The sequence below is a fragment of the Catellatospora sp. NPDC049111 genome (assembly GCF_040648615.1).
GTDB classification, from domain to species: Bacteria; Actinomycetota; Actinomycetes; order Mycobacteriales; family Micromonosporaceae; genus Catellatospora; species Catellatospora aurea.
On record NZ_JBEZEB010000001.1, the window covers coordinates 375,948 to 399,939 of the forward strand.

The 23,992-nt window shown below is 72.1% G+C and carries 20 protein-coding genes and 2 pseudogenes; 12 read left to right on the forward strand and 10 right to left on the reverse strand.

What is annotated here, in order from left to right; all coding sequences use genetic code 11:
- Positions 1-98 precede the first annotated feature (98 nt).
- Complete coding sequence (locus AB0B66_RS01695) at positions 99-1,616, reverse strand: MDR family MFS transporter (RefSeq protein WP_360521753.1); 1,518 nt, start codon at positions 1,614-1,616, stop codon at positions 99-101.
- 219 nt (positions 1,617-1,835) lie between these two features.
- Between AB0B66_RS01695 and AB0B66_RS01700 the strand changes: the two genes are divergently transcribed.
- Positions 1,836-2,414 carry a helix-turn-helix domain-containing protein gene (locus tag AB0B66_RS01700; protein ID WP_360521205.1) on the forward strand — a complete coding sequence of 193 codons (579 nt, stop codon included), beginning with the start codon at positions 1,836-1,838 and terminating at the stop codon, positions 2,412-2,414.
- On the opposite strand, the gene AB0B66_RS01705 is transcribed toward AB0B66_RS01700, so the two are convergent.
- Positions 2,411-2,911: a GNAT family N-acetyltransferase gene (locus tag AB0B66_RS01705; protein WP_360521208.1), complete on the reverse strand. Its 501-nt coding sequence runs from the start codon at positions 2,909-2,911 to the stop codon at positions 2,411-2,413. The genes AB0B66_RS01700 and AB0B66_RS01705 overlap by 4 nt on opposite strands.
- A gap of 14 nt (positions 2,912-2,925) precedes the next feature.
- The gene (locus AB0B66_RS01710) at positions 2,926-3,141 is read right to left on the reverse strand and encodes a biotin/lipoyl-binding carrier protein (protein WP_155374475.1); all 216 of its coding nucleotides are present in this window, start codon (positions 3,139-3,141) and stop codon (positions 2,926-2,928) included.
- Between the two features lie 242 nt (positions 3,142-3,383).
- Here AB0B66_RS01710 and AB0B66_RS01715 point away from each other — a divergent pair, with 242 nt between their 5' ends.
- Positions 3,384-4,445 (forward strand): MoxR family ATPase, encoded by a 1,062-nt coding sequence (locus tag AB0B66_RS01715; RefSeq protein WP_360521212.1) that lies wholly within the window; start codon positions 3,384-3,386, stop codon positions 4,443-4,445.
- Between the two features lie 55 nt (positions 4,446-4,500).
- On the forward strand, positions 4,501-6,351 hold the full coding sequence (locus AB0B66_RS01720) for a hypothetical protein (protein WP_360521215.1): 1,851 nt from the start codon (positions 4,501-4,503) through the stop codon (positions 6,349-6,351).
- Between the two features lie 72 nt (positions 6,352-6,423).
- On the opposite strand, the gene rsrA is transcribed toward AB0B66_RS01720, so the two are convergent.
- From rsrA to AB0B66_RS01745, 5 genes and pseudogenes are all read right to left on the reverse strand, one after another.
- Positions 6,424-6,702: a mycothiol system anti-sigma-R factor gene (gene rsrA / locus AB0B66_RS01725; RefSeq protein ID WP_203699406.1), complete on the reverse strand. Its 279-nt coding sequence runs from the start codon at positions 6,700-6,702 to the stop codon at positions 6,424-6,426.
- Positions 6,699-7,535, reverse strand: a complete 837-nt coding sequence (locus AB0B66_RS01730) for a sigma-70 family RNA polymerase sigma factor (protein WP_360521218.1) — start codon at positions 7,533-7,535, stop codon at positions 6,699-6,701. The genes rsrA and AB0B66_RS01730 overlap by 4 nt, the downstream gene beginning before the upstream one ends.
- Positions 7,536-7,655: 120 nt before the next feature.
- On the reverse strand, positions 7,656-8,246 hold the full coding sequence (locus AB0B66_RS01735) for an alpha/beta family hydrolase (RefSeq protein WP_360521756.1): 591 nt from the start codon (positions 8,244-8,246) through the stop codon (positions 7,656-7,658).
- Positions 8,247-8,733: 487 nt separating this feature from the next.
- Positions 8,734-9,054: pseudogene (locus AB0B66_RS01740) on the reverse strand (WhiB family transcriptional regulator); the annotation flags it as partial.
- A gap of 179 nt (positions 9,055-9,233) precedes the next feature.
- Positions 9,234-9,914, reverse strand: coding sequence for an SOS response-associated peptidase (locus tag AB0B66_RS01745; RefSeq protein WP_360521221.1), 681 nt, complete (start codon positions 9,912-9,914; stop codon positions 9,234-9,236).
- A gap of 111 nt (positions 9,915-10,025) precedes the next feature.
- Here AB0B66_RS01745 and aroA point away from each other — a divergent pair, with 111 nt between their 5' ends.
- The gene (gene aroA, locus AB0B66_RS01750; RefSeq protein ID WP_360521224.1) at positions 10,026-11,312 is read left to right on the forward strand and encodes a 3-phosphoshikimate 1-carboxyvinyltransferase; all 1,287 of its coding nucleotides are present in this window, start codon (positions 10,026-10,028) and stop codon (positions 11,310-11,312) included.
- 10 nt (positions 11,313-11,322) lie between these two features.
- Complete coding sequence (gene rsgA / locus AB0B66_RS01755) at positions 11,323-12,357, forward strand: ribosome small subunit-dependent GTPase A (protein WP_360521228.1); 1,035 nt, start codon at positions 11,323-11,325, stop codon at positions 12,355-12,357.
- Here the strand turns inward: rsgA and AB0B66_RS01760 are convergent.
- On the reverse strand, positions 12,342-12,614 hold the full coding sequence (locus AB0B66_RS01760; RefSeq protein WP_360521231.1) for a DUF2087 domain-containing protein: 273 nt from the start codon (positions 12,612-12,614) through the stop codon (positions 12,342-12,344). The genes rsgA and AB0B66_RS01760 overlap by 16 nt on opposite strands.
- A 163-nt stretch (positions 12,615-12,777) precedes the next feature.
- Here AB0B66_RS01760 and hisN point away from each other — a divergent pair, with 163 nt between their 5' ends.
- From hisN to AB0B66_RS01785, 5 genes and pseudogenes are all read left to right on the forward strand, one after another.
- Positions 12,778-13,581: a histidinol-phosphatase gene (gene hisN / locus AB0B66_RS01765; protein ID WP_191841793.1), complete on the forward strand. Its 804-nt coding sequence runs from the start codon at positions 12,778-12,780 to the stop codon at positions 13,579-13,581.
- A 106-nt stretch (positions 13,582-13,687) separates the two neighbouring features.
- A pseudogene (locus AB0B66_RS01770) lies at positions 13,688-14,482 on the forward strand (hypothetical protein); the annotation flags it as partial.
- Between the two features lie 562 nt (positions 14,483-15,044).
- Complete coding sequence (locus tag AB0B66_RS01775) at positions 15,045-16,454, forward strand: DUF1254 domain-containing protein (protein ID WP_360521235.1); 1,410 nt, start codon at positions 15,045-15,047, stop codon at positions 16,452-16,454.
- A 25-nt stretch (positions 16,455-16,479) separates the two neighbouring features.
- Positions 16,480-16,872 (forward strand): hypothetical protein, encoded by a 393-nt coding sequence (locus AB0B66_RS01780; protein WP_360521238.1) that lies wholly within the window; start codon positions 16,480-16,482, stop codon positions 16,870-16,872.
- Between the two features lie 172 nt (positions 16,873-17,044).
- Entirely contained in the window at positions 17,045-17,818 is a 774-nt protein-coding gene (locus tag AB0B66_RS01785; RefSeq protein WP_360521241.1) for a hypothetical protein, read from the forward strand.
- A gap of 91 nt (positions 17,819-17,909) precedes the next feature.
- Here AB0B66_RS01785 and AB0B66_RS01790 read toward each other — a convergent pair whose 3' ends face one another.
- Entirely contained in the window at positions 17,910-19,961 is a 2,052-nt protein-coding gene (locus AB0B66_RS01790; RefSeq protein WP_360521244.1) for a beta-galactosidase, read from the reverse strand.
- A 112-nt stretch (positions 19,962-20,073) separates the two neighbouring features.
- Between AB0B66_RS01790 and AB0B66_RS01795 the strand changes: the two genes are divergently transcribed.
- Positions 20,074-22,434: a TIM-barrel domain-containing protein gene (locus tag AB0B66_RS01795; RefSeq protein ID WP_360521247.1), complete on the forward strand. Its 2,361-nt coding sequence runs from the start codon at positions 20,074-20,076 to the stop codon at positions 22,432-22,434.
- Between the two features lie 5 nt (positions 22,435-22,439).
- Entirely contained in the window at positions 22,440-23,831 is a 1,392-nt protein-coding gene (gene xylB, locus AB0B66_RS01800) for a xylulokinase (RefSeq protein ID WP_360521250.1), read from the forward strand.
- Positions 23,832-23,992 lie beyond the last annotated feature (161 nt).

Here is a 23,992-nt window from a genome sequence, read left to right on the forward strand (position 1 = left end):
GAGGCCCCGTCCCGGCTGCCGAAACAGCGGGGACGGGGCCTCACCCGGCGCGGGCGGGTCGACTCAGGCTCGGTGCCGACCGGACACGCGCGGGCTGATCAGTCGACGGCCACCAGCGGGCGGGGAGCCTGCTCGGTTGCGCCGTCCGCCGGCTCGGAGCCGCGCAGCGGCACCTCCTTGACGAACCAGGCCGCCACGGGGACCAGGATCGCGAAGCCCAGGGCCCACCAGAACAGGCCCGAGGTGGCGTACGCGATGCCGTGCAGCACCGCCGCCTTGACCGGCTCGGGCAGCAGCTCCAGCTTGTCCGGCTGCAGACCGCCCACGTCCAGCGACATGCCGCCGGCCGGGCTGCCCGCCGGCATCGCGCCGGACAGGTCGTCCTTGAGCCGGTTGACGAAGACCGCGCCGAAGATCGAGACACCGAACGAGCCGCCGATGGAGCGCACGAACGTCGCGGTCGAACTGGAGACGCCCAGGTCCTTCTGCTCCACGCTGTTCTGCGCGATCAGCATGGTGGTCTGCATCAGGAAGCCCATGCCCACACCCAGCACGACCATGTAGATCGAGGACTCGGTGATGCTGGTGTCCACGTCCAGGCGGGTCAGCAGGAACATCGCCAGCGCCAGCGTGACGCCACCGATGATCGGGAACATCCGGTACTTGCCGGTCTTGGTGATCGTGCGGCCGGCGACGACCGAGGTGACCATCATGCCCAGCATCATCGGCAGCAGGAGCAGGCCGCTGTTGGTGGCCGACGCGCCCTGCACGGTCTGGATGTAGAGCGGCAGGAAGGAGATCGCGCCGAACATCGCGAAGCCGACCATGAAGCCGATGATCGAGACCAGGCTGAAGTTGCGGTTGCGGAAGATGCCCAGCGGCAGGATCGGCTCGGCGACCCGGGTCTGCGTCCACAGGAACAGCGCGATCATCACCACGCCCACGGCGGCCATGCCGAGGATCGCCTTGGAGTCCCAGGCGTACTTGTTGCCGCCCCAGGTGGTGATCAGCACGAGCGCGGTCACGCCGACGCTCAGCAGGGCCGCGCCCAGCCAGTCGATGCGGTGCTCGGTCCGGTACTTCGGCAGGTGCAGCGTGCTGGCCAGCACGAACAGCGCGATGCCGCCGATCGGCAGGTTCACGTAGAAGGCCCAGCGCCAGTCGGCGTGGTCGGTGATGAGGCCGCCGATGAGCGGCCCGCCGACCATCGCGATCGCCATGATCGCGGCCATCATGCCCTGGTACTTGCCACGCTCGCGCGGGGGCACGAGGTCGCCGATGATCGCCATCGCGCCGACCATCAGACCGCCGCCGCCGAGGCCCTGCAGGGCACGGAAGGCGATGAGCTGGTTCATGCCCGACGCGGGGTCGATCTCACCGGCCGCGCCGGACAGCGCCGAGCCGATGAGGAAGATCACGATCGAGACCAGGAAGATGGTCTTGCGGCCGTACAGGTCGCCCAGCTTGCCCCAGATCGGGGTCGAGATCGTGGTGCCCAGCACGTACGCCGTGACCACCCACGACAGCTTGTCGAGGCCGCCCAGTTCGCCGACGATGCGGGGCATGGCGGTGCCCACGATCATGTTGTCGAGCATCGCCAGCAGGATGGCCAGCATGAGGCCGGGCAGCACCACCCGGAGATTCGGTTTGGGGATGTCAGGGGAGGACGTGGCGTCCTGCACTGTGGTCACGGGGGGCTCCACTCGTTCACCGGTACGCTTACTTGCCGCCCGGCTAGAATATTTACTAGCCGTACGGTAAGTTCCCTACTTGCCGGCCGTCAAGTTAGTTAGCACGACCGGATGACAGTGTGGTCGACGTAACACGGAGCAGTGATGAACGAGCCCGCAGCGAGCCGTGCCGAGCCCCGGCCGGACACCCGCGCCCGCATCCAGACCGTCGCTCTCGACCTGTTCACCGAGCAGGGCTACGACGCCACCTCGCTGCGCGAGATCGCGGAGCGGCTCGGGGTGACCAAGGCCGCCCTCTACTACCACTTCAAGAGCAAAGAGGAGATCGTCGACAGCTTCAGCGCCGACCAGCTGGAGAAGCTCGACCGAATCGTGGAGTGGGCCCGCAGCCAACCGGACACCAGTTCGCCGGAGTTCCGGCGCGAGCTGCTGCAGCGCTACGCCGACGACCTCTACACCGGCCGGTACTCCAAGGTGATGCAGTTCTTCCACCAGAACCAGCCGGCCTTCAAGAACGCGCCGGCCGGCGCGAAGATGCGCCAGGCCATGATGGACATCATCGGCCTGCTCGTGGAGCACGAGTCGACGCCGACCGCGAAGCTGCGCGCGGGCATGGCCGTGCTCGCCATCAACACCAGCTGGTTCCTGCTGCGCGACACCGAGATCAGCGACGAGGAACGGCGCGAGGCGGCCATGGAGGTCGCGTTCGACCTGCTCCGCTAGGCCAGCGGGTAGCGCAGGCCGAGCAGGGTGACCTCGGGCAGGGGCGACCAGTCCAGCTCAGGGGCGCGTTCGAACCCCATTCGGGCGTACAGGCGGCGCGCGTCGGCGGCGAAGTCGCGTACGCAGATGACGACACTGCGGCAGCCCAGCTCCCCGGCCCGGGTCAGGCACGCCCGTGCCAGGGCCTCGCCCACGCCACGACCCTGGGCCTGCGGCGACACGGCGAGCATCCGGAACTCGGCCTCGCCGTCGGTGGCCAGTTCGGCCAGCGGGCTGCCCGGCAGCACGAAGGTGACCGAGCCCAGCACCGCTCCGGTGGCCTCGTCTACGGCGACCAGCACCTCGCCGCCGGCCGCGCGGGCGGCCACGTCCCGCAGGTGCGGCTCGTACGGATGGTCCTGCCTGGTCTGCCCGTCGCCACGGTATGCGGCGACGGACAGCGCGCCGATCGCGTCATGGTCGGCGGGCGTGGCCGGGCGGACGTGGATCTCGGTCATGCCCGGTGACGGTACTACTCGATCACGGCGATGAGGTCGCCCTCCTGGACGACGTCGCCCTCGTTGACGGCGATCTTGGAGACCACGCCGTCGGCTTCCACGATGACCGGGATCTCCATCTTCATCGACTCGAGGATGACCAGGGTGTCGCCCTCGGACACCTCGTCTCCGGCGGACGCCACGACCTTCCACACGTTGGCCACCATCTCGGCCTTGATCTCCTCGGCCATCGCCGGCCCCTTCCCTTGGATCGCAAGCAGGACGAGTCGTATCCAATCACGGAGCGCCTGGCGAGCGCCGTTCAACCTGAGCATAGGATTCGAGCTGCGTTACCGCCGACGGAAGGGGTGTGACCATGGGCAAGAAGGCCCGCAAGAAGAAGGCTCGCAAGGGCTCGAAGGCCAACCACGGCAAGCGACCCAACGCCTAAACACGTTGCCGGAGTGCACGCCGGGGCGGATCATTTCCCGCCGTGCACTCCGCCCTCACGCTCACCCCGGCCCAGCTGCCCGACCTGCTCCTGCACGTCGCGGTGGTCCGGCCCGTCTTCGTGTGGGGAGCGCCCGGCATCGGCAAGAGCTCGCTGGTCCGCGCCTTCGCCGACTCGCTCGGCCTGCCCTGCGTCACGCTCGTCGGCACCCAGCTGGCCGCCGAGGACCTGATCGGCGTTCCGGAGCTGCGCGACGGCCGTAGCCGCTTCGCGCCGCCGGAGTCCATCGCCCGCGCTGAGCCGTACTGCCTCTTCCTCGACGAGCTCAACGCCTCCAGCCCCGACGTGCAGAAGGCGTTCTACTCGCTGATCCTCGACCGCCGCATCGGCGAGTACGAGCTGCCCGCGGGCTCGATCGTGATCGGCGCGGGCAACCGCGCCACCGACAACGCGCTTGCCCGCCCGATGGCGTCCGCCCTGGTCAACCGCCTGCTGCACCTGCACCTGCGGGCGTCGGCGGTGGACTGGTTGGACTGGGCGGCCGGCGCGGGCATCCACCCGTGGGTGCTCGACTACCTCACCCAGCGCCCCGATCAGCTGTGGGTCCAGCCGCCGAAGACCGAGGAGCCGTTCTCCACCCCGCGCGCCTGGCACATGCTGTCCGACGCGCTGCACTCCTACGGCGAGGACATCGTCGAGGACACGCTGCGCCTGCTCGCGGGCGGCACGCTCACCCCGGCGCACGCGTCGGGCTTCTGCGCGTACGTCAAGACGGTGCGCCACCGCTACGGCCTGGACGCGATCGTGCGCGGCGACGCCTCCTGGCCGCGCGCCGCGACCGACCGCGACCTGCTGTTCTTCTTCGCCGAGGCGTTCCGGGCCCGGCTGATCCGGGACCTGCCGGACAGCCGCGAGCACGCGAGCCGGGCCGTGCGCGAGTTCGCGCTGCGGGCCAAGGGCCTGCTGGTCGAGCTGGCCGAGATCTCGCTGGAGTGCGCGCAGCTCGTGGTCGCCACCGACGACGAGGGCCGCCCGGTGCTGCCCGCCTGGTTCCTGGTGGAGGTGACCCGCGACCTGCCGCGCCTGGTCGCGGCCCGCACGTGACCGGCCCCGCCCGCCCGGACGGGGCCCGGCCGCACGGTCATCGAAGGGGTCCGGCATGAGCCGCGGTCGCGGCGCGTCGCGCAAGGACCCGCGCCGGGAGGCGTTCGACGGTGCCGCCCGCGCCGTCTTCCAGCAGCGCATGTTCCAGACCATGAACGACGTCGTGTACGACGGCCGGTCGCTGGTCACCTGGTGGACCGAGGACGATGAGCTGAGCCGCGCCCGCGGCTGGGCCCGGGTGCGGGCGGACGGCCGGATCACCGTCAACCGCCACGCGCCCGCCGAGCCGGCGGAGTGGATGTGGGTGCTCGCGCACTGCGCGCTGCACCTCGGCTTCGGGCACCTGGAGCCGGGCCGGGCCGCCGACCACGCCGCGCAGGCCGCGGCGTGCCTGGTGGTGACCCGGTTCCAGCAGCAGCTGCGGATCGGCGTGCCGCCGTTCCCGGTGCCCGCCGAGCTGCCCGGCACCGACGAGGAGCGGCTGGCCGCGCTGTGGCGCGACACCGGTGTGCCCGCCGAGTACGCCACGCTGGGCTGCGGCGGCGCGGCCTCCGATCAGGACCTGGACTACGCCCCGGAGCCGCCGCGCGGGCGCTGGGCGCGGCAGGCCGCCGCCACCACGGCTCCCCCGCCGACCTGGCCGGAGCTGTTCGCGGTCGGGCTGGCCGCCGCCGCGACCGAGGCCGTCGAGGAGGCCGGGCAGCACCGGCCGCGCACCGACGGCGAGCTGCCGCCCGACCACCCGTGGGAGCAGGCCCGGCGCTGGTTCGTGTCGTCGTACCCGCTGCTCGGGGCCTTGGCCGCCGGGTTCAAGATCGTCGCCGATGCGGAGTTGGCGCGGACCTGGCAGATCTCCGTCGCCGCCGTCGACGCCGCGGCCGGCGAGATCTACGTGAACCCGCTGCGGCGCTTGTCCGGCCCGGAGCGCCGGTTCGTGCTCGCGCACGAGATGCTGCACGCCGCGCTGCGCCACGGGCAGCGCGTCGGTCCCCGCGACCCGTACCTGTGGAACGTCGCCGCGGACTACGTCATCAACGGCTGGCTGGTGCAGATGGGCGTCGGCGAACTGCCCGATGACGTGCTCTACGACCCGGCGCTCAAGGACCACTCCGCCGAGGAGGTGTACGACCTGATCACCGGCAACCTGCGCCGCTACCGCAAGCTGGCCACGCTGCGCGGGCGCGGGCTCGGCGACATGCTCGACCGGCCGATCCCCGGAGTGGGCGAGGCCCGGCGGGCGGGCGACGTCGACGACTTCTGCCGCCGGGCGCTGCTCGGCGGGCTGGCCCACCACGAGCGGAGCGGCCGGGGTCTGCTGCCGGCCGGCCTGGTCGCCGAGATCAGGGTCCTGGACCACCCGCCGCCGCCCTGGGACGTGCAACTGGCACAGTGGTTCGACCGCTACTTCACGCCGCTGGAGCCGACCCGCTCGTACGCCCGCGCCTCGCGCCGCCAGGCCGCGACCCCGGACATCCCGCGGCCCGGCCGGGCCCGGCCGGAGCTGGTCGAGCGGCAGCGCACCTTCGGCGTGGTCCTGGACACCTCGGGCTCGATGAGCAGCGAGCTGATGGGCCGGGCGCTGGGGGCGATCGCGGCGTACGCGCTGGCTCGCGACGTGCCCGCGGCACGGGTGGTGTTCTGCGACGCGGCCGCCTACGACGCGGGCTACCTGCCGGTCGAGGACATCGCAGGCCGGGTGAAGGTGCGCGGGCGCGGCGGCACCGAGCTGCAGCCCGGCATCCGGCTACTGGAGCGGGCCGAGGACTTCCCCGCCGACGGCCCGATCCTGATCATCACCGACGGCGAGTGCGACGTGCTGCGGGTGCGCCGCGAGCACGCGTACCTGATGCCCGAGCGGGCCCGGCTGCCGTTCACCCCGCGCGGCGAGGTGTTCCGGCTGCGCTGACGCCTTCTCCAGACATGATCGAAGCTCCGTCCACGCGAGGCGGACGGAGCTTCGACACGTGAAGGGAGCCGGTCAGCCCAGCTCGCGGGTGACCTCGACCTCGACCACGAGCTCGGAGAGCTTGGCCCGGAGCCGGTCCTTCAGCTCCGCGGGCGCCTGCTCCTGCCCGCAGCACCGGTTCACCAGCGCCTTGACCTCCTGCTCGATGCCGTACTCGCGCAGGCACGGCGAGCACTCGTCGAGATGCTGCTTGATCAGCGAACGCCGGTCGTCGGAGCATTCGAGGTCGAGGTAGAGGTATACCTCGGTGAGCACCTCGCGGCAGTCGCCGTCCTCGTGTTCCGTCGTCATGACGCCTCCCGAGCGCTGGTCGTGCCCGAGAACCCGCGCTCCGCCGCATAGCCCTCCAGGAGCTTGCGCAGGTTGCGCCGGCCGCGGTGCAGCCTGGACATCACGGTGCCGATCGGCGTGTTCATGATGTCCGCGATCTCCTTGTAGGAGAAGCCTTCCACGTCGGCGAGGTACACCGCCAACCGGAACTCCTCCGGCAACGACTGCAGCGCGTCCTTGACGTCGCTGTCGGGCAGCCGGTCGAGCGCCTCGGTCTCGGCCGAGCGCAGGCCCGAGGAGGTGTGCGACTCCGCCTCGGCCAGCTGCCAGTCGGTGATCTCGTCCGTCGGCGCCTGGATGGGCTGCCGTTGCCTCTTGCGGTACGAGTTGATGAAGGTGTTGGTGAGGATGCGGTAGAGCCACGCCTTGAGGTTCGTGCCGTCCTCGAACTGGTGGAACGCGGCGTACGCCTTCAGGAACGTCTCCTGGAGCAGGTCCTCGGCGTCGGCCGGGTTACGCGTCATCCGCAGTGCGGCCGCGTAGAGCTGGTCGAGGAAGGGCATCGCGTCCCGCTCGAAGCGGGAACGACGCTCTTCGACGCTGTCGGTGCTGGTCAACCGCGAGACCACCCTCGGAGTACGCTCTTGCCGCGGCTCCTTGACAGCGGACCGCAGCGCTGAGGCTGACTCTACCGATGCCAGGTGCACCCGCGGGGCGGGCACCGCGGTAATACCCGATGCGGCGTCGTCGTCCAGTGTCGCCGGCCACGCGGGAGCCGACAGCAGCCGCTCCACGGTCTTCAGCACCGGATCGTCGCCCGACCGCGTCAGGCAGCGCGTTCCCGTCCGCACCATGGATCCACCTCTCGCCGGGGCCGCAAGCTTCCGGCCCACCCGCGGTCTGTAACGCCACGCGACGGCTGTCGCATTCCGCGGGACGACCCGGGCAGTGGCGACCGTCACTCCGGCTCGCCGCTACCGCGCCCAGCCACGGGCGTGCAGCCACCCGAGCACGGCGAGGCCGACGGTCTCCGGCGCTTTGCGCAGGTCGTGCCGCTCCCCTTCGAGAACAACGACCTCGACCCCGGGTGCGGCGTCGGGCACGCCGAACGGATCCGCCGAACCGTTGACGACCAGCGTCGGCAGCCCCGTACCCAGCTCCTCGGCCCGGCTGCGCTCCGGCTTGCCCGGCGGGTGCAGCGGAAACGCCAGCGTCACGATGCCGGCCGCGCCGACCGCACCGGCGGTGCGGCAGGCGACCCGCGCCCCGCTGGACCGGCCGCCGACGATCAGCGGCAGTCCGGGGAAACGCTCGGTGAGCCCGTCCACGACCGTCCGCCACGCCTCGTCGAGATGTCCCGCCGGGGCGGGCGCACGCCGCCCGGCCACCCGATACGGCTGGGTGACCAGCGCCACCACCAGCCCGGCGGCGACCGCGGCGTCGTGCACGGCGGTCAGATCGAGCGCGTCCACGCTCCCCCCGGCCCCGTGCCCGAGCACCAGCAGCGCGATCGGAGCACCGTCCCCCGCCCGCTTTCCGGCCCGTCCACCGGACGGCCCGGCCATCTCACCGGGCATCGTGACAGCAACCTGTGCCGGGCCGCGCCCGGTCTCGACCGTTTCCGGCACGCCTCGCATACCGCGATCATGCCGCCCGCCCACCGATCCCCCCGCCCGCCGCACCCCACCCCGCGTCGATCATGAACTTACGGACGTGTTGACCGGCGTGTCACCACCCCGGCACCGTGATCGTCCGGCTGATCCGGTGATCACGGTCGCAAGGTGGTGACACGCCGTCGAACACGTCCATAGGTTCATGATCAACCGCACGGGGTGCGGTGGGTGGTCAGGCCGCGTGGGCGGGTTCTCGGGTCAGGAGAAGGGCGTTGTCGCGGTCGGCTTCGCCCAGGGTGCAGAGGGCGAGTTCGGCGCGGGACTGGGTGGGGATGCGCGGCAGTTGCCGTGCCACCCCGGGCGCCCGCTGCGGCGGGGCGAGCTGCCCGGCCGAGACCACCAGGTCCGGCTGGGGCCCGTACGCCGTGTAGGGCAGTTCCTCCGGCTGTTCCTCGGTGCGCCAGGCGACCAGCATGGCCCGCCGCTCACGTGCGGTCGTGCCACCCCAGACACCGTGGCAGTCGCCGACACTGAGCGCCCAGGCCAGGCAGGCCCCCGACACCGGGCACCTGCCGCACAGCTGGACGGCCGTGTCGGCCGGCTCCAGCGGCGCCGGAAAGAACGTCTCCGGATCGACGGCCTGGCAGGCTCCTCTGGTCCGCCAGGCGTTGTCATGCCGCTCCCGCACGGCCCGCACCAAGCGCGGGTCCCTGCGAGCAGCGGCGACTTCATGCGGGCGTGGAATACGCGCGCGGGTCATCCACCCACCTCCCCCGTGGGTCGGTCCCCCCGCCCCCGGCGGGAGGATCCGGCTCAGACAGACGGTGACGCGCGGCACTGCCGCTTACCACCGACGCTGCGTTTTACCGCACGGTAGAAGGACGGGGCAAGGGTTTACCCGAAAACCGGTGACACAAACTGGAACGATCCAGCGCAAAATCAGAACAGGCCAGCCTGAACGTCAGGCTCCGCGAGCCGCACCGTCAATTCAGGACCATCATTGCGTACGTTGCCGACGGCCGGACCCACGGGGCGGATCTCCAGACCGGACAGGTAGCCGGGCGCCGGGGGCGCGAGCAGTTCCGGGTCGGCCGGGCCCTGCAACCAGGCCGCCCACAGCTCCGGCTCCAGCAGCAGCGGCATCCGGTCGTGCACCCGGGCCAGCTCGCCCTGCGCCGCCGTGGTGACGATGGTGCAGCTCAAGCCGAACCTCGACGCCGTCCACAGGCCCGCGAAGGCCAGCCCCCCAGCCGGGTCGGTCATGTAGTAGGCCTGCTTGCCGCTGTCGGTGCGGACCCACTCGTACCAGCCGTCGGCGGGCACGATGCACCGCTTGCCGGCGAACGAGGGCGCGAACACCCGCGAGGTGGCGAGCGTCTCCGCCCGCGCATTGATCATTTTGAGGCCGGTGCGCGGGTCGTCCGCCCAAGGCGGCACCAGGCCCCACCGCGCCAGGCTCAGCACTCGGGCGTCGCGCGCCGCGTCGACGCGCACGATCGGGGCCGGGTCGGTGGGCGCGAGGTTGTAGTCGGGGGCCAGCGATTCGGCGGTCTCGTCCTCGGCCCCGAACAGCCGGGTCAGATCCGCCGCCGTACGTGTCGTCGCGTACCGCCCACACATGCCGCTCACCTTACGCCAGCGGTTATCAGGCAGACTGTGAGCGTAAGCGAACGCAGGGAGCGAACCGTGCGCGGCCGAGAAGCCGCCGAAGAAGCGCAGCGAGGAGAAGGCGTGAGCAGAGCACTCGTGCCCTGGACCGCACCGACCGCCGTCGATGCGACGGATGCCGTCGTGCGGCTGCCGGGTTCGAAGTCCATCACCGCCCGGGCACTCGTGCTGTCCGCGCTCGGCATGGGGCCGTCGACGCTGCTGGCCCCGCTGCGCGCCCGGGACACCGAGCTGATGGCGGCCGGGCTGCGGGCGCTGGGCGCGCACGTGTCCACCTCCGACGACGAACGCTGGGAGATCCGGCCCCGGCCGCCGGTCGGGCCCGCCCACGTCGACGTCGGCCTGGCCGGCACGGTGATGCGCTTCCTGCCGCCGGTGGCGACGCTCGCCAACGGTCCGGTCACCTTCGACGGCGACCCGCGCGCCCGGCAGCGACCGCTCGGTCCGCTGCTCAAGGCGCTGCGTGAGCTGGGCGCGACGATCGAGGCGTCGAGCATCGACGGCCTGCCGCTGACCGTGCACGGCAAGGGCGGCCTGCGCGGCGGCGACGTCGCCGTCGACGCCTCGCTGTCCAGCCAGCTCATCTCCGGCCTGCTGCTGGCCGCGGCCGACTTCGACGAGGGCATCACGGTGCGCCACACCGGCGACAACCCCGTGCCCAGTGCACCGCACCTGCGGATGACGGTGCAGATGCTGCGCGCCGCGGGCGCGGCGGTGGACGACTCGGTCCGCGACGTCTGGCATGTGGCGCCGGGCCGGCTGTCCGGCCGGGCCTGGCAGATCGAGCCGGACCTGTCCGGCGCGGCCCCGTTCTTCGGCGCGGCGCTGGTCACCGGCGGCAGCGTCACCCTGGCCGGCTGGCCGCGCAGCAGCGTGCAGCCGGTGGACAAGGTCCGGCAGCTGCTCGGCGCGCTGGGCGGCACGGTCGCCCTCTCCGAGCACGGCCTCACCGTGACCGGCACGGGGACCATCAAGGGCATCGACGCCGACCTGTCCGACGTGGGCGAGCTGACCCCGGTCGTCGCCGCGCTGGCCGCGCTGGCCGACGGCCCGTCGACGCTGCGCGGCGTCGGGCACATCCGCACCCACGAGACCGACCGGCTGGCCGCGCTGGCCCGCGAGCTGACCGCGCTCGGCGCGCGGGTCGAGGAGACGGCGGACGGCCTGGCCATCACGCCCGGCCCGCTGACCGGCACGGTCTTCGAGACCTACGACGACCACCGGATGGCGCACGCCGCCGCCGTGATCGGCCTGCGGGTGCCCGGCGTGCGGCTCACCGACGTGGCGTGTACGTCCAAGACGCTGCCCGAATTCCCGTCACTATGGAGCGCGGTGGTCGCGGGAAGATGAGAGGCCGGCGGTGAAGAAGAAGCGGGAGTACGACGAGGACGACGTGAAGGTGCGGGCCACCAAGTCGTCGCGTTCGCGTCCCCGCACCCGCACCAGGCCCAAACACGACGACGCGGTGACCGGCTTCGTGGTCGCCGTCGACCGGGGCCGCTACACGTGCGTGGTCCACGAGGGCAGGAAGGTCCTCGAGGTCACCGCGATGCGCGCCCGCGAGCTGGGCCGCAAGTCGGTGGTCGTGGGCGACGAGGTCGGCCTGGTCGGCGACGTGACCGGCGACGCGGGCAGCCTGGCCCGGATCGTGCGCATCGAGGAGCGGCGCTCGGTGCTGCGGCGCACCGCCGACGACGACGACACCACCGCCGAGGGCCGCATCGAGCGGGTGGTGGTCGCCAACGCCGACCAGCTCGTGATCGTCAGCGCGCTGGCCGACCCGCCGCCGCGCGAGGGTTTCATCGACCGCTGCCTGGTCGCCGCGTACGCCGCCGACATCGAGCCGCTGCTGTGCCTGACCAAGGCCGACCTGGCCGGGCCGGAGCAGGTGATCGGCTACTACGCCGAGCTCGACCTCGACTACGTGCTGACCCGCCCCGACGGCGACCTCGACGAGCTGCGCGAGCGCCTGTCCGGGCGGCGCTCGGTGCTGGTCGGGCACTCGGGCGTGGGCAAGTCGACCCTGGTCAACCGGCTCATCCCGGACGCCCGCCGGGCGGTCGGCGTGGTCAGCGCCATCGGCAAGGGGCGGCACACCTCGACCAGCGCGGTCGCGCTGCGGCTGCCCGACAAGCGCGAGTCGTGGATCATCGACACCCCGGGCGTACGCAGCTTCGGCCTGGCCCTGGTCTCCTCCGACGACCTGCTGCACGGCTTCGGCGACCTGGTCGAGGGCACCGTGGACTGCCCGCCGAACTGCGAGCACACCGGCGACGAGTGCGCCCTGGACGCCTGGGTGGCCCAGGGCAAGGCCGACGCGCGCCGCCTGGCCTCGTTCCGCCGCCTGCTGGCCTCCCGGGCGGGCGACACCGACGCCGGTCAGACCTCGACGTAGCCGCCGGTGCGCCAGTAGACGCCGTCGGCGCGGGCCATCAGGCCGGCTTCGATCAGGTAGCGCCGCAGCGACACCCAGTCGGTCTCGTAGAAGGCGCGCAGCACCGCGTCGACCTCGCGTTCGGTCATCTTCACGCCGGGCTCGAACGCCGCGACGATGTGCTCCAGCAGCACCTGGCGCTTGCCCGCCTTCGCCGGCATCGAGGTCAGCCGCCCGTGCTCGTCCAGAAACGTCCGGAGTACCTTTTCCGGGGTCATGGCTCCTCCTCGCTGCGCTCGTCGTCCCCATGAGCAGCTGAGCCCATGAATCGCTCCCTCATACCGGGAAAGTACCCCTCCTTTCGCGGTCCACGCGTTCCCATTTGCGGCGGGTCCGCCAACCCGTTACCTCGGTGGGGCGGAGATCCGATAAGTTCTCGCCATGGCCCGCTATTCGGACGACCTTGGGCTTGCCCACGTGCTGGCGGACACCGCCGATTCCATCTCCATGTCCCGGTTCAAGGCGCTCGATCTCTACGTGGAGAGCAAGCCGGACCTGACACCCGTCTCGGACGCGGACACGGCGGTGGAGAAGGCGCTGCGCTCGACGCTGGCGCGGACCCGGTCGCGGGACGGCGTGCTCGGCGAGGAGTTCGGGGTCACCGGCAACAGCGGCAACCGGCAGTGGGTCATCGACCCGATCGACGGCACCAAGAACTTCATCCGCGGCGTGCCGATCTGGGGCACCCTGATCGCGCTGATGGAGGGCGATGAGCCGGTCGTCGGCATGGTCTCCGCCCCGGCGCTGGGCCGCCGCTGGTGGGCCGCGCGGGGGCTGGGCGCGTTCGCGGGCCGCCACCAGGCCGCCGCGCAGCCGATCCGGGTCTCCGGCGTACGCCGCCTGGCCGACGCGAGCTTCTGCTACTCCTCGCTCGACGGCTGGGAGCAGACCGGCCGGCTGGCCTCGGTGCTCGACCTGATGCGCAAGACCTGGCGCAGCCGCGCGTACGGCGACTTCTACGGCTACATGCTGCTGGCCGAGGGCGCGCTCGACATCATGATCGAGCCGGAGCTGATGCTCTGGGACATGGCCGCGCTCGTCCCGATCGTCACCGAGGCGGGCGGCACCTTCACCGACCTGTCCGGCCGGACGGGCGCGGGCGGAGGCTCCGCGGTGGCCACCAACGGGCAGTTGCACGATGACGTGCTGGAACGGCTGAGCCCCGCCGGTCTTCGCGCACTGTAGTCACTCTCATTCACTCGGTGAAGTCGCCGGGCGGGTAGGGCGCAGCCGACCCCTAAGGGTCTAAGCTGCGTGGGTGGTGTCCTCTGGCTGGTGGTTCCTGGTGGCGATGATCGCCGCGTACGGCATCGCCAACCTGCTGCAGTCCATCGCGGCGACACGCACAGCGACGACGGACAGCCTTGATCCAGGGCTGCTGCTGCGCCTGTTCGGCAACTCGACGTACCTGCTCGGCCTCGGCTGCCAGATCCTCGGTTTCTTCCTCGCCCTCGGCGCACGGCGCGACCTGCCGCTGTTCCTCGTCCAGTCCGCGGTGACCGCGGGCCTGTGCGTCACCGCGTTCGCCGGGGTCGTGCTGCTCAAGTGGAAACTGCCGCTCGCCGAGATCCTGCTGCTGTTCGGGGTCATGGCGGGCATCGGCATGCTGGCCGTGTCGGCCGAGCCGGGCCACGCCGAGCCGCTGGACACCAAAGGCGTGATCTCGCTGGTCGTCGCGCTGGTCGCGATCGCCGGGGTGAGCGCGTTCGCCGGCAAGGTCAAAGGCGTGCTCGGCTCGGTGGTGCTCGGCTCGCTCGCCGGGCTCTGCTTCGCCTCCGCCGCCATCGCGGCCCGGCCGCTGGCCTCGGCGCAGACCATCGTCGAGTTCGGCCTGAACCCGCTGCTCTACCTGGTCATCGCGCACTCGCTCACCGGGCAGCTGCTGCTCGGCCTGGCCATGCAGCGCGGCTCCACCAACGCCGCGGTCGCCGCCATGGACGCCGCGGGCGCGGTGCCCGCCGCGGTGATCGGCATGCTGCTGCTCGGCGACAAGATCCGCCCCGGCATGTCCTGGGTCGCCGCGCTCGGCTTCGTGATCACGCTGGGTGCGGTCATCGCGCTCACCCGCTACGCCGAACCGCAACACGACCTGGTCGCCGAGCCGGTGCCGCTACCGGTGCGGTTCAGTTCCGTCTCCGTGCCCGGTCTGCCCGAGCATCCGGCGCGCGGCGTGTTCCAGGTGCCCGGCGCGGGCGAAGCGGGCCCGCGCACCGGAACCGTCCCGCTGCCCGCCCGCACCCCCGACCCCGAGCCCGCGACCGGCGGCTACGTGCCGATCATGGTCCCCGTCTCGACGACGCAGCTTCCCGCGAACGGCCACGCCGCGGGCAACGGTCACCTGCCCGCGCCGGCGGGCCCGGCCCCCGAGCAGGCGACCGGCGGTTACCTGCCCGGCACCGGCAACGGCTTCGGACCCGGCGCAGCAAACGGCCACGGCTCGGCCGACCCGGGCAACGGGCACCACCCGGCCGGACACCCACCGATGACGCTGCCAGGCCCCGTCCGCCGCCCGCTGTCGGTCAACGCCGACTGACCACGGCCTGCCCCGCCGGGGACGCGCACTTCCTTCCGATAACCGGGACATATCGCCTCATCTCTGCGTACCGTGCGGTAAGGCGCGGCACGCGGCCGCGCGAGAGGTGCGCGTCATGTCCATCACCAAGGAGATCCTGGCCGCCATCGGCTTGCCCGAGAGCCTGGACACTCCGCTCGGGCAGTTCGGCTTCCACGACGGCCTGCCCACCGCGGAGAGCGTCGACGGGCTGTACAACGCGCTCGACCTCATCCGCGCGGTCGAGGCGTTCCTGGTGGCCATGCCCGGCGCGTCGCTCGCCGCGATGCGGGCCGGGCTGCGCAACGTCGGCGTCACCTCGGCCCGCCAGATCGGCATCACCGACCCGCGCCTGAACTCCACCAGCCTCTACCTGACCCCCAACACCGACACCACGTACGGGCACACCTTCCTGGACCTGGACACCGACGGGCCGACCGTGGTCGAGGTGCCGCCGAACTCGCTGTGCGTCGTCGACGACTTCTGGTTCCGCTACGTCACCGACCTGGGCCTGGCCGGGCCCGACCAGGGCCGGGGCGGCAAATACCTGTTCCTGCCCCCGGACCACGAGGACGAGGTGCCCGACGGCTACTACACCTTCCGTTGCCCGACCTTCACCAATTGGGCGGTGTTTCGGGCGCTCGACGGCGTCGAAGCGGTCCGCCAGGTCCGGGTGTACCCGCTCGCACAGGCCGCCTACCCGCCGCCGAACGAGTTCGTCGACCTCGCCGACCGGCCGCACAACACCGTGCACGCCAACGACGCGACCTTCTACGACGAGGTCGACGTGGTGGTCCAGGAGGAGCCGCTGGAGTCGCTGGACCCCGAACGGCGCGGCATCCTGGCGAGCATCGGCATCGTCAAGGGCGACGTGTTCGGCCCCGACCACCGGATGCGCGCGATCCTCGCCACGGCCGCCCCGCTGGGTGCGGGCATCGCCCGTGCGCTGGCTTTCCGCCCTCGCGACCCGCACGCCTACTACTACCCGGACTCCTCGTGGAAGCGCATCTTCGTCGGCGGCAGCCACGAGTTCCTGAGCGAGGGCGCCCGCCTACTGGACGCCCGCGTCATGTTCCACTACCTCGCCACCGTGGTCACGCCCGCGATGGCGGCCTCTCCCGTGGGCACCGGCTCCGCGTACGCCTACACCGCCGAGGACGACGACGGGCGGTGGCTCGACGGAAGCCGCTCCTACCGGCTGCGCCTGCCCCGGCACGTGCCCGCGAAGACGTTCTGGTCGGTCACCGTGTACGACTGCCAGACCCGCTCGCTGCTCGTCACCGACAACCCGTACCCGAGCGTGAGCAGTCTTTCGGGCTCCGTGGTCGCGAACTCCGACGGCACCACCGACGTGTTCTTCGGCCCGACGCCGCCGCCGGGCCGGGAGCCGAACTGGATCCAGACCGTGCCCGGCAAAAACTGGTTCACCATGCTGCGCCTCTACGGCCCGCTCCAGCCCTGGTACGACCAGACCTGGCGACCCGGCGAGATCGAGCGCACCGGCTGAGACGCCGTCGCCTAGCATGTGCCCGATGGCTGGCGGGCGATTCATGGGGCGGCTCAGCAGGTTGCGGCGCTGGAGCGCCGGTGTCTGGCGGGGTCGGTGGCACGGGTTCCGGGTCGATGCGCACAGCCTGGCGCTGACCCGGGGCGCCTGGGCGACCGAGGTGCTCTGGTCCCAGGTGGAAACCGTGATCCTGTACCGGGGACCGGCCCTCGACGGCGGTGTCGTCTGCCGGCTGCTGCTCGTGCCGGTCCCGGGCGCGCTGCTCGACCGAGGGCTGGTGCACGCGCCCAACCCGGTCGACGGCCGCCCCTGCCGGGTGCTGCTAGACCTGGCGAAGGTCAAGGACACGCCGGATCAGATCGCGGCGACGCTCGCGGCGCACGGCGGTGACCGCTTCGTCGACCACCGTCCCGCCTGAACAGGGCCGTCCACCAAGATCGAGCGTTCGGCCGAGTCCCCGCCTGGTGCGACTCGACTACCGTGCCACCCGGCACAACCGACAGGTCACGGGGGTACGGACGATGCGACAGCACCATCAGCGGCGACTGCCCGGCGGCTTCAGCCTGCTCGGCCGAGGGTAGGACGCCCCGATGGAACTGCGGCCAGGTCCGCACTGGGGTTGGCCCGCGGCATTTTTCGCAGCGGCAGCCGTCGAACTGTCGTTGGCGTCACTGGCAGACGACTGGGGCAGCCGGTTCAGGCCGCTGTTCTACGGGCTGCTCTACCTGACGGCGGCCCTGGTGGCGCTGCGCATGCGGCTACGCCCGTTCCGGTTCCGGATCGACGAGCGCGGCCTGACGATCCGGCACCGGGCTTACGAGATCGCACCGGCCTGGCCCGAGATCGAGATGGTGATCCTGGCGCAGTCACCGCCCACCGTCAGGACCTTCGGCGTCAGCAAGCCGGAAGCCAGGCTGCTGCTGGTGCCCGCCGACGACGTGGACCTCGGTGTCCCGCTCACCGCCCGCAGTCCGCTCGACGACCTTCCCTGCCTTTCGGTGGTCGACTTCGGGCTGGTCAGAGACAAGCCTCTGGCAGTTGCCGCGACACTGGCGTTGCACGGTGGCGACCGGTTCGTCAACGATCGGAAATGGCTGCGCAAGGCGTTCAAGCAGCCGGATTTCACGGTGCGGCCGTTCGGCTACGACCGCGCACACGTCGACGACCTCATCCGGCGCGGGCGGAACATGCTGGACTCTACGGACTGGCGTGCCCGGCGCGACCTGGCCCTCGAACTGCTCCCGCCGCATCCCACCAAGCCCGACGGCTACGACCGCGCACAGGTCGACAAGTTCACCAGCCGCCTCTCGGCATTGATCGCCACTTTGCCCGGCGTCCCGCCGCCGCCGACTGACCACCGGTGAATCTTGTGCGGTTTGGGTCGTCCCGGCGACACCAACTGCACAAGATCCGATGTCGTCCACGTCTGCTTGCGGCGATTGTCAGGAGCTGACGCTATTCGACGGTGAATTCGGCGGATGCGCCCCGGGCGAGCTGACGGCCCGCGATCTCGTGCGGTTCGTCCGTGTGGTTGAAGAGCCAGACCCCGGCGGGGGCGCGTACCGCTTCCACGCCGTCGGGCAGACCGGGCAGGATCGGGGCGGACCCCGCGGCGGCACAGACCACGTCAAGCACCCGGGCCGTCGCTGTCTCGTCGAGGGCGCAGGACACGTAGTACGCGACGCCCGCGCCGTGCTCGCGCCGGGTCACCGCCGGCCTGCCGGCCGGGTAGCGGGCGAGCACCACCGCGCCCGGCGCGGTCAGGTGCTCCGTCCAGCCTGTGGCCAGGTCACCGGTGTCGAGGGTGACCACCGCACCAGGCGGCAGCGGGTCGAACTCCTCGACCCGGATGCCGAGCAGATCACGCAGCGCACCTGGATAGCCCCCCGTCCGCACTCGCAGGTGCTCGTCCACGATCCCGGACAGGTAGGTCGCCACGAGGTGCCCGCCCTCGCGCACATACTCGTCCAAGCGGCGCACGGACTCGTCGGTGAGCAGGTACGCCGCGGGCACGACCAGCACGCGGTACCCGGCGAGCGCCGCCGTGGGCGGCACGACGTCGATCGGATACCCCCGCCGCCACAGCGCGCGGTGCCAGCTCTCGACGACGCCCTGGTAGTCCAGCGGCGCGGGCAGGTGCGACGCCCCGACCGCCCACCCGCACACCTCGTCGAACCACACCGCCACCTCACCGCGGCCGGCAGCCCCGTCGCCGTCCGCTCCCACCTCGCCCGCCTTCTCGCGCCGACCGGCTGCCCTCGCATCGGACCCGCCTTCGCCGACCTCCACCCCAGCTCCGCCGGGTTCGTCGGTTAAGAAGGGCACCTTCTTATACGCGGAGCGATAAGAAGGTGCCCTTCCTTCGCCTGCGAGGGTTTCGCCGAGGGCGCGGGTTTCACGGTAGAGGCGGGTGTCGGGGCCGGCGTGGCCGATGATCGCGCTGTGCCATTGTTCGGCACCGCCGACGCTTGCGCGCCATTGGAAGTACATCGCGCCCAGGGAGCCGCGGGCGATGTGGGCGAGGGCGGTGCGGGCGAGCATGCCGGGTGGTTTGCGGCGCTGTACGCCGTTCTCGGTGACGTGGGCGGGGGCGTGTTCCATGAGGAGCCAGGTGCCGTCGTGGCCGGCGGCGGCCGACCAGCCTCGGGCGGCGTCGGCGGCGAAGGCGCTCTGGGCGGGTGTGCAGTCCAGGGAGGACGGGTAGTGGTCGATGGCGACCAGGTCGACCTCGTGGGACCAGCGGGCGTGGTCGACGGGCACCCAGCCGCCGAGCACGAAGTTCGTGGTGACCTGAGCGTCCGGCGCGACCGCCTTGATCGCGTCGCGCTGCTCGGCGTACGCGGCGAGCATGCTGTCGGACAGGAAGCGGCGGTAGTCCAGTTCGTGGGCGGGGTTGCCGAGGTACTGGGTGGCGCGGGGCGGGAGGACCTGTGCCCAGTCGGTGTGGCGCTGGCTCCAGAAGTCCGCGGTCCAGGCGTCGTTGAGGTCGGCCACCGTGCCGTGGCGTTCGCGCAGCCAGGTGCGGAAGGCACGGGCGCAGTGGTCGCAGAAGCACCAGGTGCCGTACTCGTTGTGCACGTGCCACAGCGGCACGGCCGGGTGTCTCGCGTAGCGCTCGGCCAGCGCGGTCGCGATGCGCAGGCTCGCGGCGCGGTAGGCGGGGGCGTTGACGCAGTAGGTGTCGCGGGAGCCGTGGACCAGGCGTACGCCGTCGCGGCGTTTCGCCAGCGCGCCCGGGTGGGCCTGGGTGAACCAGGGCGGCGGGGAGGCGGTCGGGGTGGCCAGCACCGCGCCGATCCCGTGCTCGTGCAGGCCGTCGAGGACCCGGTCGAGCCAGCCGAAGTCGTACACCCCCGGGCTCGGCTCCAGGCGCGACCAGCTGAAGACGCCGACGGTGGCCGCGGTGACGCGGGCCTCGCGCATGAGGGCGAGATCGGTGTCGCGGACGTGCTCCGGCCACTGCTCGGGGTTCCAGTCGGCGCCGAAGAAGAGCGGGTTAGTTGGCACGGCGGCCAAAGTAGAGGGATCACTCACGGGCGTCAACCGTTGACGTTTGTTTGGCTACACGGAAAACTAAAAGAAGCCGTACCTGCAGCAGACGCCGCACTGGGAGCCGATCATGCCGTTCCGCCCACCGCTGGTGGCCCACGAGTACTTCTCCGCCGACCCGCCGGAACTGCCCCGGCGCGCGTACGGGGAGCACGGCCCCGAGTCCGTCGTGTGGGCCGAGCTGACCGGCAAGGACTCCACCGGTGCGACGCTGCACGCGCACACCGACGCGGGCACCACGCTGCAGCTGCACGTCGGTGCGGCCGGCGACGGCATCCTGCGGGTGCGCCTGTCCGAGGAGTCCGGCGCGCGCAGCCGCAGCGCCCGGCTGCTCCCGCTCACCCAGCCCGACCCGGGCGCGGTGGCGACCGTGGTGACCGGCGAGAACACCGTCACCGTCACGGCCGGGCCGCTGACCGCCGAGGTGACACTGAGCCCGTGGCGGCTGTCCTTCCACGACGCCGACGGCCGCCGCCTGCTGGGCGCGGACCCCGGGCTCACCGACATCTCCGGCCGCATGCGCACCCTGCCGCTGGGCTGCTCCCGGGTGGACGGCCGGATCGTGGCCTACCACGAGAGCTTCCTGATGCCCGCCGACGAGGTGCTGTCCGGCACCGGCGAGCGGTTCACCGCGCTGAACCTGCGCGGCCAGCGGCCGGTGATGTGGAACTTCGACGCCTTCGGCAGCGAGTCCGACCGGGCGTACAAGAACGTGCCGTTCTACCAGTCCAGCAAGGGCTACGGCATCGTGGTCGACTCCGGCATGCCGGTGGAGTTCGACTTCGGCGCGTCCACCGGCAGCGTCACCCAGCTGATCGTGCCCGACGACCTGATCGAGTACTACGTGCTCGCCGGGCCCACCCCGGCCGACGTGCTGGCCCGGTACAACGCGCTCACCGGCCGGCCGACCTGCCCGCCGAAGTGGGCGTTCGGCTCCTGGATCTCGTCGGGCTTCTGCCGCGACACCCAGGAGCAGGTGCTGGCCCGCGCGGCGACGATCCGCGCGCACGGCATCCCCTGCGACGTGCTGCACCTGGACACGTACTGGCAGGCCGAGGGCACCTGGTCGCACCTGCTGTGGGACCCGGCGGCGTTCCCCGACCCGGACGCCATGCTGGCCACCCTGCACAAGCAGGGCTTCCGGGTGTGCGTCTGGATGAACTCGTACCTGTCGCACCGCACCGACCGCTTCGCCGAGGCCGCCGAACGGGGCTTCCTGCTGCGCCGGGCCGACGGCGCGGTGTACGTCGCCGACTCCTGGCACGGCTCGTTTCCCGCGGGCGGCATCGTCGACTTCACCAACCCGGAGGCGACGGCCTGGTTCCAGGACCTGCTGCGGCCGTTGGCCCGGCAGGGCGTGGACGTGTTCAAGACCGACTTCGCCGAGGGCGTGCCCGCCGACGCGGTCGCCTTCAACGGCATGACCGGCACCGAGCTGCACAACGTGTACGCGTTGCTGTTCAACGACGCCGTGGCCGAGGTCACCCGCGAGGTGCACGGGCACTCGACGGTGTGGGGGCGCTCGTCGTACCTGGGCGGGCAGCGCCATGCCGCGCAGTGGGGCGGGGACACGATGTGCTCGTACGAGGCCATGGCGTCGTCGATGAACGGCGGGCTCGCGCACGGGCTGTCCGGCGTGCCGTACTGGTCGCACGACAGCGGCGGCTTCTGCGGCACCCCCGGCGACGACCTGTACCTGCGCTGGGCCCAGTTCGGGGCGCTGTCGCCGCTGGTGCGCTTCCACGGCACCACCACCCGCGAACCGTGGCGCTTCCCGGCCGTCGAGGCTGACGTGATCGAGGCGCTGCGGCTGCGCTACCGGCTGCTGCCGTACCTGTACTCGGCCGCGCTGCGCTCGGCGGAGACCGGCGAGCCGATGATGCGGGCGCTCGGCGTGGACACCCCGGCCGACGCGGCGTCGTGGCGGGCCGAGCACGTGTACCGGCTCGGAACGGAGCTGCTGGTCGCACCCATGATCAGCGCCAGCCAGCAGCGGGACGTCTACCTGCCGCCGGGCGAGTGGGTCGACTGGTGGAGCGGCGACGTGATCGTCGGCGGCGTCACATCGCGAGTCGCTCCCCCGCTGACCCAGCTGCCGCTGTGGGCACGCCGTGACGCTCTGCTACCGGTCACCGCGCCTGCCGCGCACCTGGCCGACGGGCCGTGGGCGCAGCTCACGCTGCTCAGCTTCGGCGGCGGCGACGCCGTGTCCGAGATCCGGGACGACGGTTACGTAAGCACTGTCGCGGCACGCCGGGACGGGGATACGCTCTCAGTGACCATCGCCGGGCCGGCCCGGGTCACGGCGATCGCGTTCCCCACCGTCGCCGGCGGCACCCCTCCGGCCACCGTGCTGGTCAACGGCGTGCGGGCCACGCTGGGCCCGGTGGACGGCCTGCTCACGGCGACCTGGCAGGCACCAGGAGACTGAACCCCATGGCACTCGTCGCCGGCATCGACTCCTCCACCCAATCGTGCAAGGTGGTGGTCCGCGACGCCGACACCGGCGCGCTCGTCCGCCAGGGGCGGGCGAGCCACCCCGACGGCACGTCCTGCCCGCCCGACGCCTGGTGGTCCGCCCTGCAGACGGCGATCACCGCGGCAGGCGGGCTGGAGGACGTCGCCGCCGTCTCGGTCGGCGGCCAGCAGCACGGCATGGTCTGCCTCGACGCCGACGGCCAGGTCGTCCGCGACGCGCTGCTGTGGAACGACACCCGGTCCGCGCAGGCCGCGACCGACCTGGTCGCCGAACTCGGCGGGCCGCGCGCCTGGGCCGACGCCGTCGGCAGCGTGCCGGTCGCCTCGTTCACCGTGACGAAGCTGCGCTGGCTGGCCCAGCACGAACCGGACAACGCCGCCCGGACGGCCGCCGTCTGCCTGCCGCACGACTGGCTGACCTGGCGACTGGGCGGCACCGGCGACCTGTCCGCGCTGGCCACCGACCGCAGCGACGCCTCCGGCACCGGCTACTGGTCCCCGAGCACCGGCGAGTACCGCCGCGACCTGCTCAAGCTGGCCCTCGGCCGGGACGTGCTGCTGCCCGCGGTGCTCGGTCCCGACGGCTCGCCGGGCCGGACCCCGGGCGGCGTGCTGCTCGGCCCCGGCGCGGGCGACAACGCCGCCGCCGCGCTCGGCGTGGGCGCGTCGCCGGGCGACGTGATCGTCTCCATCGGCACCTCCGGCACCGTGTTCAGCGTCGCGACGGTCCCCGCCGCCGACGACACCGGCACGGTCGCCGGCTTCGCCGACGCCACCGGCCACTACCTGCCCCTGGTCTGCACCCTCAACGCCGCCCGCGTGCTCGACGCCGCCGCGACCATGCTGGGCGTGGACCACGCGGAGCTGTCCCGGCTGGCCCTGTCCGCCCCCGCGGGCAGCGACGGCCTGGTCCTCGTCCCCTACCTGGAGGGCGAGCGCACCCCGAACAAGCCCGACGCGACCGGCTCCCTGCACGGCCTCACCCTGGGCAGCTCCACCCCCGCCCACCTGGCCCGCGCCGCCGTCGAAGGCATGCTCTGCGCACTGGCCGACGGCCTCGACGCCCTGCGCGGCCAGGGCGCGACCGTGAGCCGGGTGCTCCTGGTCGGCGGCGGCGCGAAGTCCGAGGCGGTGCGCCGCATCGCCCCCTCCGTGTTCGGCTGCCCCGTCGCCGTCCCCCCGCCCGGCGAGTACGTCGCCGACGGAGCCGCCCGCCAGGCCGCCTGGATCGCCACCGGCACGGCCCCCGCCTGGACCCTCGACGGCCTCGAACTCTTCGAAGCCGACGCGCTGCCCGCGGTCCGCGCCCGCTACGCCGAGGCCCGCGACCTCACCCTCCCCCGCCTGTAGTGCAAGGAAGGGCACCTTGACAACGCTCCGCGTTGTACAAGGTGCCCTTCTTAACATCACGCCTGTCGAAGAGCAGGCCAGGGCAGCCGGCCGGGTCACGGCAGGTACGTCGGCGGAGCCGGCCGAGGCCGGGGCGGCGGGGCTCGCCGCGGACCGGTGAA